Below are 13,279 nucleotides of genomic sequence, written 5' to 3' on the forward strand. Positions count from 1 at the left end.
CGAGGCCACTGCATCTCCCGCCCCGGCTCGGGCCCGCAGCGACGGCTTCGCACCGGACGAGTGAACCTCTGCCGCTCTCCCCGGCGCCACCGCACGATCAGCGGTTCGGGAAGGCCATGAATGACGAGGGCGGCGGCGTTGTCGGACTGACAGTGACCATCGGGAGGCGGCGGCGAAAGCCGGATAGGTAGACCGATGGCGGACGGCACGATGAGAGGACGCGTAGACATGATCCCTCTGAAGACCTGACGAAAGGCACGGAAAGAGAGCCGACGACGAGGTCGGCGACCGATGCGCGGAGCGGTGTCAGGTCTACAGAGCGGGCGGGGTCACGCGGGGTGATGTCCTCTCGGAGGGGGCACAGGAAGACGGTCTCGCTGAAACATAGGCCGCAACCGGGTGGAGAGGCCACCGATTAGTCCTGCTGTCGCCTAGCCATCGGTCTCTGCCACCTGCTGGTCCGGCGGCGCGAGGAGGCGCTGCAGCAGCAGCAGGCCGCTCTTGATGTCGGCGCTCCCGTCGAGCAGCCACTGGGTGCTGAGGCCGTCGGCCGCCGCGAGGACGAGCGAGGCCGCCTGGTCCAGGGGGATGTCTGTGCGTACGACCCCGGCCTCCTGACCTTCGGCGAGAAGTCCTGCGATCTTCTCGCGCAGGTCGGCGTACCGCTCGGAGAAGTGGGCGCGCGAGCGCTCGTTGCCGGCCTCCAGGGCGTGGGCCACCATGCTGTTCAGCAACGACATCAGCCCGGGTACGCGCATGCTGTGCTCGGTCGACTGATGGATGAGGTCGACGAAGCTGTCGTCTCCGTCGTACGCGGTCTCGAGGAAGCGGCGGTCGTGTTCCCGCAGCACCTCGATGAAGAGCTGCTCGCGGGTGCCGAAGTGGTGCTTGAGCACCGGATGCGTCACGCCGATCGCCTCACCGATGGCGCGCAGTGAGGTGCCCTCGTATCCCAGCCGGTCGTAGACCGCCAGCACCTCGTCGATGATCTGCTGCCGCCGCGCGAGCCCCTTGGCGTACGGCCCCCGCTTCGGGCGGTCCCGCTTTTCCGGGTCGGTCATGGCCCACCTCCAGAGCGATCGGCGGTCGGCATGGTGCGCCGCCTGCCCGATCCTATGACCACCACCACGAAAATATCCAGTCGGATATTTTCGTGCTAGCGTCTGCGGCACGACAGGCCGTGAGGTCGCGCTTCGTCGGCGGGAGCCGGGCGAGGTGCCCACACGGGACCTGTTCACCGAGACGCAGGAGGACACGGCATGGCATGGCACTTGTTCAGGCTCGGACGCTGGTCTTTCCGACGCCGCTGGACCGTGGCGGGAATCTGGGCCCTGCTGCTCCTCACCGTGGCGCTCGGAGCGACGACCCTGTCCGGCAAGACGAATGACAGCTTCGAGTTGTCCGGCATCGAGTCGACGCAGGCGTTCGACCTGATCAGGGAGCGCGACCCCGAGGCGGTGCCGAACGGCGCGACGGCGCGGGTGGTGTTCCAGGCCCCGGACGGCGAGACGCTGGCAGACCCGGCCAACCAGCAGGCCGTGTCCGACTCGCTCGCCGCGCTCAGGACCGAGAACGTCCGGTCGATCGTCGACCCGTTCGAGGCAGGGGCCGTCTCCGAGGACGGGCGGACCGGCTTCGCCTCGGTCAGCTACGCCCGCAGCGCGGTCGACCTGACCACCTCGGACAGGGAGGCGCTGGAAGCCGCCCGCGACGTCGCCGAGCGGGCCGGACTGACCGCCACCGTCGGCGGAGACGTACTCGGTGTGGAGATCGGTGGCGCCATCGCCGAACTGATCGGCATCGCCATCGCCTTCGTCGTGCTGGCCCTCACCCTCGGGTCGCTCGTCGCGGCCGGGATGCCGCTGCTGACCGCGCTGGTGGGTGTCGGAATCGGTGCCGCCTCCATCGCCGCTCTCACCGGTTTCGTCGATCTGAGCACCACCACCCCCGCGCTCGGCACGATGCTCGGGCTGGCGGTCGGCATCGACTACGCGCTGTTCATCCTCTCCCGCTACCAGGCCGAGGTCCGCCAGGGACGCCCGCTGGAGGAGGCGATCGGCCGCGCCGTCGGCACCGCAGGCTCCGCCGTGGTCTTCGCCGGCCTCACCGTCGTCATCGCCCTCGTCGGCCTCGCCCTCTGCGGCATCGGATTCCTCACCGAGATGGGGCTGGGTGCCGCGTTCACCGTCGCGCTCGCCGTACTCATCGCGCTGACCCTGCTGCCCGCACTGCTCGGTTTCGCCGGTGCCCGCGTCGTGAAGAAGCAGCTCGCCGCCGCCACCGAGGACACCGGCAGCGACCAGAGTTCCCGCACGTCACGTACCCTCGGTCGCCGTTGGGTCGAAGGTCTCGCCCGCCTCCGCTGGCCCGCGCTCATCGTCGGCGTCGCCGTCGCCGCCGTGGCCTCCATCCCGGTGGCCTCCCTGCAACTCGCGCTTCCGGACGACAGCACCAAACCCGCAGGCAGCGATGTACGCGTCGCCTACGACCTCATCGACGAGAACTTCGGCGCGGGCGCCAACGGGCCGCTGCTCATCGTCATCGACACCGCGCAGGCCACCGACCCGGCCGCCGCAGTCGGGACCGCCACCGAGAGGCTCCAGACGCTGGCGGCGGAGGACGACTCCAACATCATCGCCGTGATCCCGGCCATCACCAGCGACAGCCCCGAAGCCCAGCAGGCCTTCATGCAGCAGCTCGGCACGACGCAGTACGTGACCCTCACGGTGATCCCCCAGTCCGGACCGTCGGACCAGTCGACCAAGGACCTCGTCGCCGACATCCGGGCCACGCTCTCCGACCTGCCCGACCAGACCGGAGCCCGCGCCCTGGTCACCGGCGTCACCGCCGTCGGCGTCGACATCTCCAACGAACTGACCGAGGTGTTCCCGCTCTATCTCGCCGTCGTGGTGGGGCTGGCACTCATCCTGCTCATCGCCGTGTTCCGCTCGATCTGGGTACCGGTCAAGGCGGCGCTCGGCTTCCTCTTCTCCGTGGGGGTCTCCCTCGGAGCGACCGTCGCGGTCTTCCAGTGGGGCTGGCTCAACGAACTCGTCGGTCTCGACACCGAGGGGCCGGTGCTGTTCCTGCTGCCGATCCTGCTCACCGGCATCCTGTTCGGCCTCGCCATGGACTACGAGGTCTTCCTCGTCACCCGCATGCGGGAGGCGTACGTCCACGGCACCCCGGCGCGCCAGGCGGTCATCGACGGCTTCACCCACAGCGCCCGCGTCGTGGCCGCCGCAGCGCTCATCATGGTCGGCGTCTTCGCGGGCTTCACCCTCACCGACGACATCATCCTCAAGACCATCGGCTTCGCCCTGGCCATCGGCGTACTGGTCGACGCCTTCCTGGTCCGCATGCTGATCGTTCCGGCCGTCATGCTCATCCTCGGCCGGCGCATCTGGTGGATGCCCCGCTGGATGCAGAAGGTCGTGCCGACCTTCGACGTCGAAGGCGAGTCACTGGCTCGACACCTCGCCTGACGCTCGTGAAGTCGCTCCGATGGGGTAGCGGGATGCAGTAGACCCGCCACCCCATCGGAGCACCTGTTTCTGATCTCCACCGAAGCCGGGCAGGTCACTCCACCGTGTACGGGCGAGGACGCCGCCAGTGCTGGTCGCCCCGTCACCGGGTACGCGTGCACCGGCACCACGATGGAGGAGCGAACAGACCCCACACGATACGAAGTGGGCCCGACGCACTAGCATTGCCGCGGTCCGCAGCGGCTGAAACGAGGCGAGATGCGTTGGCTCCGGCAATTGCTGGGTAGCAGGCCAGTCCAGCTCGATCCAGAGCGGCAGCAGACGCTGCTGCGGGACGTGCGGCACCGGTACGGCGCCGGCTCGCAGGCCCGCTTTCCGGAACAGGTCGAAGCGATCACCCGGACGCTGAACGACGACGACGGCCTGGTGGTAGCGGCCCGGATGGTGAGCGAGGCCGCCAACGAGGCCCACACGCACCTGCAGGCCCAAGCCCACGACGTGTACCGACGCACAGGTCGCAGGCTCCTGGTGCACCGCCGGAACTACCGGCCGCTGTGGAAGGAGGCCGGCCCAGCGCTGCGGTGGCCGCTGTTCACGTTGCCGTGCGGCCTCCACCCGTACGCGCAGGTGTCCGCCGCCGTCGAGGTCGTCGGCAGCCACGCGTCCCGGCTCGATAAGGTGACCGACCCGCTCCCGCTCCTGGCCCACGTGTTCGAGGTACTCGACCTCACCACCGTCGCCATGGAACACGGCCAGGTACGGGTGGACACCGATGCCGCCTCCCTGGCCGACCGACTGATCTCGACCGCCGGGCAGGTCCTCGCGGCCGTCGACGACCCGCCCCGGCTGCCGCCTTCGGTCCGCGAGGTGATGCGCCGCAACAACACCCTCGACGTCCACGATCCGGCCGGTCCCCGCACCGTCGCCGGAATCAACCTGGGCGCACGGATGCGCGAGATTCTCCTGGCCTGAACCCCGCGATCACAGCGCATCCCGGAAACAGACGCCCGACCTGGTATTCCAATCGGCGACCGTGATCACGGATTGGCGCCACCAGTGCCGCCTGTACGACGCCATGACCGGCTACACCGTCGTGGCGGCGGGCTCGCACGACGAGGCGGTTCAGATCTTTTCCGGACATCCGCGTCTTGAGGCCGTCCACCGGAAACTCGATAGCGGTCCTGGAGTGTCCGCCTCCGCCCGGTTGACACTCCCGCTTGACCGTTGATCCCGGCTGAGTTCGTGTCGTAACGCCCGGTCTACGGCGGCCGACCGACCACGGAGGCTGGATTGGGATACTGCCGCGATGACGGTCAAGGCGCTCATCTTCGACTTCGACGGCCTGCTGATGGACACGGAGACGACGCGGCTGGATAGCTGGCGTTGGGAGTGGCGACGGCACGGTCTGGAACTCGATCCGGCCGGCTTCTTCGCCGACCATGGCGGCGACGCGAACGAGCCGCGCTACGCGGCGCTCGCCGCAACGGTCGGGCCGGCCTACGACCGCGAGTCCAGTCACGCGCTGCGGATGGCGTACCGGGCGGAACTGAACGCGGCGCTGGAGCCGGCGCCGGGCATCGTCGGCTGGCTGGACCGGGCCGCAGAGCTGGGGATACGGCTCGCGGTGGCGAGCAGTTCCCCCGTCACCCATGTCGGGGCGATGCTCGACCGGGCCGGGCTGCGGGAGCGGTTCGAGGTGCTGGCGACCGGCGAGGAGGTGGACGCGCACAAGCCTGATCCGGCCGTGTATCTGCTGACGCTGCAGCGGCTCGGGCTACCGGCGCAGGAGGCGGTCGCCTTCGAGGACACCGCGCACGGCGTCGCGGCGGCACACGCAGCCGGGCTGCACTGCGTGGCGGTGCCGAACCCGCATGCGGACCACGCCCGCTTCACGGCTGCGGACCTCCTGCTCGCCAGCGCCACAGACCTGTCCCTGGACGCGGTCATGGCCGCACTGGCCGGGCAGGCGGGCCGCCTCCGCTGAACGGAGGCGACGGAGGCCGGCCGTTCTCCGCAGGCAGCCCCGGCCGGAGCGCGGTCAACCGTTCGTGCCGCAGTCGGTGACGGGCTCGATGGACTGACTGGTCGCCACGATCGTCAGATCCTGGTCGGCGAGCGTCGCAGACAGTTGTCGCAGGCCGGAACGTCCGCAGTGATCAGGAGTGCCTCCTCGTCCGGGCCATGGTTGCAAGCGGCCCTGTCAATACCTCGGCCCACTGGTGTGGAGTGAAGACCTCGGGCGTGAGGTCGACTATTCGGCTGTCGCCGCCGGGCTGCCGTGCGGTTCACGGAGGACGGGGCCGTGGTGGAGTTGCCTGGTTCGTTGATGATGTGTGGGTGTATCTGCGCCGTCCAGTCGGCTCTCGCGTGTTCGCGGTGGTTGTCGCGGCGTTGCTGGTGGGATTCGACGCTTATCTGGTGAACCTGCAGTTCACTGTCCGCGGCTCGGTGTCCGGGCGGCTCTGCATCGGCGGGATCTCGCTGATCGTGCTGCTCGTGGTGGTCAGCTTTCTGCGGTACGCGTTGCAGCGCTTTCAGGTTGATGTAGACCGGGACGGCTGGACGGTGCGGATCGGCCGGTACCGACGTGATCTGCGGTGGGCCGAGATCTCAGCGGTGGTGATCAAGAAACGGGAGATCGAGAGGCGGGGTCACCGCCGGCCGGTTCCCGCGCTCTACCTGGTGCCAGACCGGGGCGTCAGCCTCGACGCGCCGAGTGACCTGCGGGCCACCGTGGACGGGCGACCGGCGGTGCTGCTGTTCGACCTGACCGACCCGAAGATCGAGGAGAAGCAGTTCGTCCGCGACCTGGCTGGTCTGGCCGGTGACCGCCTCGAGGTTCGGATTCACCGCCTCAAGGCGATGCTGCTGAGCGAGGACGCTCGACAACGGCGCAACGGCGGGAAAACGCTCCCCGCTTTCCCACCTGGCGCGCGGGGCGCGCGAACGCGGCGCTGGCTGAACCGGCGGCGCTTCCTGCTCTTCGTCGGCTGGTACCTGTTCGCTGTCGTCCCCGCGCTGCTGCTCACCGGCGTCACGGCCCAACTGCACGAACTGCTCGGCGCCGCGGTCGCGGTCCTGGGCCTGCTCGCGGTCCTCGCCGCGTACGCCCAGTTCGTCACGCTGTTCAGCCATGCCACCGCCCTCGTCGACATTGAGGTGACGATCGCCGGCACGGAACTCGTACGGGTAATCGGCGACCGCATTGACCGCGCCGACATGCACGGCGGCACAGTCGTGGTGCTGCCACCGGGGGCGAAACGCGGGTACGGCAAGGCATGGCTGCTCGGGTTCCCGCACGCCGTGGCGCTACTCGGCGATCCACGGACCGGACAGCTTCGCCACCACGACGACCTGCACGCCCTTTCCGCCGTCCTGCGCGGGTCGCCACACGGCACCGACCGGGCCGCCGCCCGGGACATCGACAGCCTCGCCGCGCAGTCCCAGGTCGGCGACCCGACGGAGCCAGACGGCGCCGACAACGCCCGTCTATGGATGTCGCTGACCAAAGCCGGCCGCATCCTGGCCTGGGCCGTCGTCGTGGGCTCCGTCCTGCTCACCGGTGGCTGGATGCTGGAAAGCACCCACTACCTGGGCGGCGCGGTCGTCCTCATCGGCGTGCCGCTGGCCACCTGGTGGGCGCTGTACGCGCTGTACCGGATACTCGCGCTACTCGGCGCGGCGCGGCAAACGGCCCGGAACAACCACTAACCATCTTCGTGCTGCTGATCACGCTGGCAGGCATTCTGCCCGCAACCACCCGCCAGCTCCCCACGCCAGGAACGGCAGCCCACGAAGGCCCCCAGCGCTGCACCTTCTCGGCGGCATGTGCGTGCAGGTGCTCTCGTGCATCGGTGGGGGTTAATCCGGCGATGGCTGCCGCTATCAGGACGGTTCGGTCCCGATCTCTGAGGGCGTCGGTTGGTCGCGTCCCACGGCGTTGACCCGTGCGCGGTCGCCGTCGAAGTCCGGGTTCAGGCGGCCGGCCAGACAGGACCGGTGCGCGGCGAACGACGCACATCCCGGTCCCTCACTGCTGCGCACATCGACGGTGACGCCGTCGCCGCCAGGGCTGAGGATCGTCAGCTGACCGCAGCATCCGCACGGCCAACTGAACTCGTGTAGGTCCGCAGCACGCATCGTGAGGCGTATCCAGACGGGCGGATGGTACCGGCTGATCTCCTGGACGACCGCGTCGACCTGCTCGCCGACTGGCGGGTACTCCTCGGGCAGCGCGCGAGGTCCGCCCGACGGGCTGTCGATGACGCCGGCGTCGACCGACGCGCCCACCGCTTCATGCCCGAGGACCTCGGCCATGACCCCCCAACGCTCATGACTGATGATCGTCGCCCGTACGGCGGTGCCCACCACCAGGTCACCACCGACACTGTCGAAACGCTGCATCGGTTGATCCTCACGCACCACCTCGTCAGCGACACAGCACCGGCATGCCTACGCCGCCGAGGGGCAGCCAGAGGCGTATCAGGTACGACTTGCAGCACGTCTGCCCGCTCGGCGACATGAGCAGACGACTCGTCAAGGTTGCAGGAGTTCCGTTGCGCCGGCATGGTCGACATCGGCTGATGGCCGAGAAGATAGAAAAAGCAACCTCGAATCTCGAGCCCGGACGTCCACTGTCGCGACGGCCGCGCTCGATCGGCGGCAGATCCGGATACCTGCGAGGTACGATGCTTCAAGACGGACGGCGGTGGATTGCTACGTGTGGGTGACTCATGCTGGCGGAGCGTCAGGCAGCGCGAACCAGCGGCCTTCAACCACCTCGCGTAGGTAACCCTCTCGAACAAGTTGGGTGCAGGCCCCGACGAGGTCCTCAATGCTGTAGCCGTAGTCGGCGGCCTCGTTGAGGAACCAGCGAACTCGCCAGGCATCGAATGCTTCAACCTCGCGCCCGAGCAGCGGATCGGTGACCAGATCGACGTCGACCTCCCTGCCATCGGAACTGATCATCCGGCACCCCGCGCCGTGGACGGTGTACCCGATGCCGCTACGGGTGAAGCCCTCCTGGGGCAACTCCCGGCGCGACCGGACCGCTGCCAGAAGATCCGCGATGTCTGCGACGGGGGACAAGTCGGCGAGTAGCCGACCACGAATCTCGTGCAGGGAAGCGGCGAAGCGCAAAACAGCGTCAACCGACGAAGCATCCCGGGCCATACGCCCCAGTATGAGTGTCCTGCCCACAGGTGTGATCACTGCCGCGGCAGGGTCGTCGGACATCCGCTCATCGGCATGAGAGTGCACCCCTGAATCATGCCTGGAGGGGCTTCAGGGCTGTTCAGGTCAGGTGGAGGATCCTTTGGCGTACCCCAGCATGGTGTGAGGATGTTTCGGTGAGGTCGTCCGGTACCTGGCCGGCGTAGGTGGCGGCGTCGTCGAGCGGCTCGTAGCCCAGCTCTGTTCGGGCGCGGTCGTTGCGCCAGGTCGGGAAGGAGTTTGCGGAGACACCGTGGTAGGTGCCGTACCGCACCTCGGCGGTCAGGGCTGCGGTGACGAGGCGAATCAGGTCCGGTCCGCTGAGCCAGCCCGGTAGCCAGCTGCGTGCCGGCGGCTGGTCGAGCACACCACCGAGGCGCAGGCACACGACGCGTAGACGATGCACGTCGGCGTACAGACGGCCGACATTCTCGGCGAGCACCTTCACCGCACCGTAGGTACAGCAGGGATACGGCGGCATGTCCTCGCCGATCTCGGTCTGGCCGGCATCGACGTGACCACCCATGGCGTGCAACGAGCTGGCAAGCACCACGCGCGGTACGCCCACCGCCACGGCAGCGTCCAGGACGTTCACCACCGCCGTGGCGTTCGGATCACATAACTGCTGCCACGGCTGATCGGGATCCGGATCGGCCGCGAGATGGACGACCGCGTCGACTCCCGCGCAGACGCGACGGGCAAAGCCGGCGTCGCACAGGTCCCCCACGACCACCCCCGGAGAAGGCCTCCGGTCGGTCAGGCGAAGGGTGTACGCAGCCCCCAGCCCCGACAGCAACAAACGAGCAACTCCCCCAGCCGCACCCGTCACCAGAACAGTCGGCCGCCCGTCCGACGCCGCCCGTCGCGTCACCACACCACCCCTCTAGGGACTGCCCCGGGTTTGGTTGACTCGCGGGGTTGAGTGGTTCAGGTCGGGTGTGTGGGCTGGTTGATTGTCTCAAACTCGATCGGGGTGAGGCGTCCGAGGCGTTGTTGCCGTCGTCGGCGGTGGTAGGTCCGTTCGATCCAGGTCACCATCGCCAGGCGCAGGTCGTGGCGGGTGCTCCAGCGTTGCCGGTCCAGGACGTTGCGTTGCAGTAGGGCGAAGAACGATTCCATCGCGGCGTTGTCGCCGCAGGCGCCGACGCGGCCCATCGAGCCGACCAATCCGTTGCGGTGCAATGCCTTCACAAATTTCCTAGACCGGAATTGGCTGCCCCTGTCCGAGTGGACCACGGTGCCGGCCGGATCGCGTAGTCGGACCGCGTTGGACAGCGCCGCGACGGCCAGAGAGGCTTTCATCCGGGTGTCGATGGAGTAGCCGACGATCCGGCCGGAGTACACGTCCTTGATCACGCACAGGTAGAGCTTGCCCTCGGCGGTGGGGTGTTCGGTGATGTCGGTCAGCCACAGCCGGTTCGGGGCGTCGGCGGTGAACCGGCGGTGCACCAGGTCGTCGTGCACCGGCGGCCCGGCCCGCCGCGTGAGCCCCTTGCGCTTGGCGAACACCGACCAGATGCGCTGCTGTGAGCACAGCCGGGCGACCCGGTTCGGGCCGGCGGTGATGCCGTGGGCGGGGAGTTCGTCGGCGATGAACCGGTACCCGAACGCCGGATCATCGTGGTGGATGTCCAGGGCGGCGTTGATCAGATGGGCGTCGTCGACGTCACGTCGCGACACCGGCTCGGCGCGCCATGCGTAGTAGGCCTGCTTACTGAACCCCAACACCCGGCAGGTCACCGCGACGGGGATCCCGTCCGCGGCCAGGTCACCGACCAGCGGGTACATCATTTTGGGGAGATATCCCGGGCGAAGAACGCCGCCGCCCGCCGCAGGATCTCGTTCTCCTGCTCCAGAAGCTTGTTACGCCGACGCAGCTCTCGCAGTTCCGCTGACTCGCTGCTGGTGGCCCCGGAACGGACACCGTCCTCGACATCGGCGAGCTTGAGCCAGCGGTGCAGACAGCCCTCGGAGATCCCGAAGTCCTTCGCGATCTGCCGCAACGGCGCCTCGCCCTTACGCGCGACCGCGACCACGTCACGACGGAACTCCGGCGGAAACGCTTTCGGCATGACAGACATCCTTCCAGCGAGGAACGCATCCTCACAGGTCAGGAGTCAACCAAACCGGGTGCAGTCCCGCTGCAAGACATCCGCCGGTACCAGCCCTCGACCGTCTCCCGTCGGCTGTCCGTCGTGGTCGGCTTCTACCGGGTCTGCGTCATCGACGCCATCCTGGAGCACTCACCGGCCGACTACGTCCGCCGACCCACCGTGCCAGCCGAATCACCGACCCTCGGACTGGGGCACCTACAGTTCGAAGCCCTGATCACCACCGCTCGCAACTCCTCGAACCCGAACGACTTCGCCCTGGTCGCGCTCCTGGGCCTGCTCGGGCTGCGGATCTTCGAAACCTGCGGGGCGAACATCACCGACCTCGGCGAGGAACACGGCCACCGGGTCCTACGCGTACGCGGTAAAGGCGGCAAGGTCGTCCTCGTCCCACTACCGCCAGCCGTGGCCCGAGCCATCGACCGGGCCGTCGACGACCGCAACGCCGGGCCGATCCTGCGCAACATCCATGGTGGGCGGATGGACCGGCACGCCGCCACCCGCCGACTCAAACACCTCGCCCACGCCGCAGGGATCCGGATGCCGAGGATGCACCCGCACATGCTGCGCCACACGTTCGTGACGACCATGGTCGACGCCGGCGTCAGCCTCCGCGACGTGCAGATCGCCGCTCGCCACGCCGACCCGCGCACCACCATGCGCTACGACCGCGCCCGCAAGAACCTCGACCGCCACCCCAACTACATCCTCGCCGCCTACATGGCCTCCGGAACATGATCAGCCACTCACGGCTTTGCCGAGTTGAGGACGCAGGACCGCGACACCACGTACACATCCTGCCCGAGCCAACAGATCCGATTGAACTCGATTCGGCCCAGTCGGAATGTCACTCCCGCTGAAGTACGGGTCATCCGACCTGCAGGGATTGTCGCCGAGGCTGCTCATCCGGGCTCACCCGCCAGGTTCATCCGGCTCGGCATCTCGCGGCTGCCCCGGCGGCGCCGTCGGCCCCGCCGAGAACACCCTGTTTCCCGCGCCAACCGCGACCACAGCGGCTTGAATAGCGGTGTGCAATTGAGCAAGGACGGGCGGAAGTGGCGGATCGGCGCCGCCGCCGAGGTGGAGTGGATCGCCGGTCACACCACCGCCGGCACCTCGATCACCACCGCCATCCCGCCGATCTTTGACGCCTACGCCACCACCCACCAGCCCGACGGCGTCACCGTCGCCGCCTATGAACACGCCCTGGTCCAGGACCTCACCGCACAGACCCCCGAGCAGCCCTGGTGGCTGGCCTACCTCGACACCGGCCCCCACGACATCGTCTTTCCCCGCGGCCCCAGGGTGTCGCTCTACTGGAACTGGCCTTACGTGCTGATCGAGGTCGGACCCGAGCAGGCACTCACCTGGCGCACCGGCCACATGCGCCACGGTGACGGATCGCTACCCGACCTGTTCTTCCCCGCCGATCGCTCATGGCTGGTCTCCGCACTCTGGGACGACACCTGGACCTGCCTCGGCGGCCCGGAACCGCTGATCAACACCCTCCAACAGAACCCTCTGGCCAACACCCGCCGAGTCCGACCCGACGAAGACGCGCTACCACCGGGACTCACCCGCGAGTGACACCCAACAACTGCATTACCCAGATGGAAACCGCTGAGCGAAGGGTCTGTCAAAGCGGCACCGCTTCCGGCCGAAGCCGTCACACCGGCAGAAGGCCGTGAACCGAGCCCACGCGACAATCCCCGCCCGGGACGAACGCGCGATCGCCACCCTCATGACCTGGAAGATCCTGGCCAAGCTGCGCTGCTGCCCACAACGAACGACCTCGATCGTGCAGGCCATCCTCGCGCTGCACCACATCGAAGCCAACCCTACGCAGGATGAAAATGGCTGTGACTTGGCCGCTACACCGTCGAGTGCTGGCCCAAGGTTCGGGTCAGCCCTCGATCTGGTCGGGACGTCATGATTCGGGGCGACGGCGCAGTGAGCGCAGCGCGGGAACCGCGTCGGTGGCGGCGAGCGCCCAGAGCACGAGCAGCGGCTGAAAGAGCAGGCGGACCGCCCGTGCCGCGTCGGTGTCCAGGCCGAATCCGTCACGCCCTTCACTGAACTGAGCGATGTTGCCCGGGAACACCGCGACGAAGAAAGCCGCTACGACCACTCCGGTCAGGCCACGCACGGGCTGTCTCCACGCGGCGAGCAGGGCCAGCCCCAGACAGATCTCGACCACTCCGGAAACGACGACGACGAGGTCAGCATCGAGCGGCAGCCAGGAGGGCACCTGCGCCAGGAACTCCTCGCGCGCGACGGTCAGGTGAGCGACGCCGGCAACGAGCAGCATCACCCCCAACACGACCTGGCCGACCGCGCCCGTCAACCGTCGGACAGACGTGGATGTCATGGTGTCTCTCCCACGGCGTGAACGAGGAACGGACCGCCGGCCCGCTGCGGGCGCGGCTCCCACCACCCTACGAACAGACGAGGCGGTCCGGCTCCAGGCCCCGT

12 protein-coding genes and 1 pseudogene are annotated in these 13,279 nt (G+C 68.3%); 7 read left to right on the plus strand and 6 right to left on the minus strand.

Translation table 11 applies throughout. The annotated features are described in order from the left end of the window. Positions 1 to 431: 431 nt before the first annotated feature. On the minus strand, positions 432 to 1,061 hold the full coding sequence (locus HUT12_RS13115; protein WP_176093550.1) for a TetR/AcrR family transcriptional regulator: 630 nt from the start codon (positions 1,059 to 1,061) through the stop codon (positions 432 to 434). A gap of 252 nt (positions 1,062 to 1,313) precedes the next feature. Between HUT12_RS13115 and HUT12_RS13120 the strand changes: the two genes are divergently transcribed. From HUT12_RS13120 to HUT12_RS13135, 4 genes are all read left to right on the plus strand, one after another. Continuing rightward, positions 1,314 to 3,485 (plus strand): MMPL family transporter, encoded by a 2,172-nt coding sequence (locus tag HUT12_RS13120; protein WP_254876809.1) that lies wholly within the window; start codon positions 1,314 to 1,316, stop codon positions 3,483 to 3,485. A 258-nt stretch (positions 3,486 to 3,743) separates the two neighbouring features. Further along, complete coding sequence (locus HUT12_RS13125) at positions 3,744 to 4,457, plus strand: hypothetical protein (protein WP_176093552.1); 714 nt, start codon at positions 3,744 to 3,746, stop codon at positions 4,455 to 4,457. Between the two features lie 334 nt (positions 4,458 to 4,791). Next, positions 4,792 to 5,469, plus strand: a complete 678-nt coding sequence (locus tag HUT12_RS13130; RefSeq protein ID WP_176093553.1) for an HAD family phosphatase — start codon at positions 4,792 to 4,794, stop codon at positions 5,467 to 5,469. A 353-nt stretch (positions 5,470 to 5,822) separates the two neighbouring features. Then, positions 5,823 to 7,196: a hypothetical protein gene (locus tag HUT12_RS13135; protein ID WP_176093554.1), complete on the plus strand. Its 1,374-nt coding sequence runs from the start codon at positions 5,823 to 5,825 to the stop codon at positions 7,194 to 7,196. A 174-nt stretch (positions 7,197 to 7,370) separates the two neighbouring features. Here the strand turns inward: HUT12_RS13135 and HUT12_RS13140 are convergent, their stop codons facing one another. The 4 genes from HUT12_RS13140 to HUT12_RS13155 form a co-directional block, all read right to left on the minus strand. Next, the gene (locus HUT12_RS13140) at positions 7,371 to 7,856 is read right to left on the minus strand and encodes a hypothetical protein (RefSeq protein WP_176093555.1); all 486 of its coding nucleotides are present in this window, start codon (positions 7,854 to 7,856) and stop codon (positions 7,371 to 7,373) included. Positions 7,857 to 8,216: 360 nt separating this feature from the next. Then, a complete protein-coding gene (locus HUT12_RS13145) occupies positions 8,217 to 8,657 on the minus strand; it encodes a hypothetical protein (RefSeq protein WP_176093556.1) in 441 nt (146 codons plus the stop codon). Between the two features lie 121 nt (positions 8,658 to 8,778). Further along, complete coding sequence (locus tag HUT12_RS13150) at positions 8,779 to 9,570, minus strand: NAD-dependent epimerase/dehydratase family protein (protein WP_368660247.1); 792 nt, start codon at positions 9,568 to 9,570, stop codon at positions 8,779 to 8,781. A gap of 53 nt (positions 9,571 to 9,623) precedes the next feature. Beyond that, positions 9,624 to 10,768 (minus strand): IS3 family transposase gene (locus HUT12_RS13155; RefSeq protein WP_176092604.1). Its coding sequence is split into 2 segments (ribosomal slippage): positions 9,624 to 10,495 and positions 10,495 to 10,768, totalling 1,146 coding nucleotides; the frame shifts between segments, so codons are not numbered across the junction. A gap of 123 nt (positions 10,769 to 10,891) precedes the next feature. Here HUT12_RS13155 and HUT12_RS13160 point away from each other — a divergent pair. The 3 genes and pseudogenes from HUT12_RS13160 to HUT12_RS13170 all read left to right on the plus strand — a co-directional run. Then, a complete protein-coding gene (locus HUT12_RS13160) occupies positions 10,892 to 11,545 on the plus strand; it encodes a tyrosine-type recombinase/integrase (protein ID WP_217705952.1) in 654 nt (217 codons plus the stop codon). A 291-nt stretch (positions 11,546 to 11,836) separates the two neighbouring features. After that, a complete protein-coding gene (locus tag HUT12_RS13165) occupies positions 11,837 to 12,394 on the plus strand; it encodes a hypothetical protein (protein WP_176093559.1) in 558 nt (185 codons plus the stop codon). 52 nt (positions 12,395 to 12,446) lie between these two features. Then, positions 12,447 to 12,644: pseudogene (locus HUT12_RS13170) on the plus strand (IS5/IS1182 family transposase); the annotation flags it as partial. Positions 12,645 to 12,734: 90 nt separating this feature from the next. Here the strand turns inward: HUT12_RS13170 and HUT12_RS13175 are convergent. Next, positions 12,735 to 13,175, minus strand: a complete 441-nt coding sequence (locus HUT12_RS13175) for a hypothetical protein (protein ID WP_176093560.1) — start codon at positions 13,173 to 13,175, stop codon at positions 12,735 to 12,737. Between the last annotated feature and the right edge of the window lie 104 nt (positions 13,176 to 13,279).

Source organism: Verrucosispora sp. NA02020, from assembly GCF_013364215.1.
Taxonomy (GTDB): domain Bacteria; phylum Actinomycetota; class Actinomycetes; order Mycobacteriales; family Micromonosporaceae; genus Micromonospora.

Bases quoted from the DNA above. Each gene is read 5' to 3' on its own strand.
- HUT12_RS13175 (WP_176093560.1), bottom strand. From the start codon at position 13,175: ATGACATCCACGTCTGTCCGACGGTTGACGGGCGCGGTCGGCCAGGTC.
- HUT12_RS13145 (WP_176093556.1), bottom strand. From the start codon at position 8,657: ATGGCCCGGGATGCTTCGTCGGTTGACGCTGTTTTGCGCTTCGCCGCT.
- HUT12_RS13125 (WP_176093552.1), top strand. From the start codon at position 3,744: ATGCGTTGGCTCCGGCAATTGCTGGGTAGCAGGCCAGTCCAGCTCGAT.
- HUT12_RS13130 (WP_176093553.1), top strand. From the start codon at position 4,792: ATGACGGTCAAGGCGCTCATCTTCGACTTCGACGGCCTGCTGATGGAC.
- HUT12_RS13115 (WP_176093550.1), bottom strand. From the start codon at position 1,061: ATGACCGACCCGGAAAAGCGGGACCGCCCGAAGCGGGGGCCGTACGCC.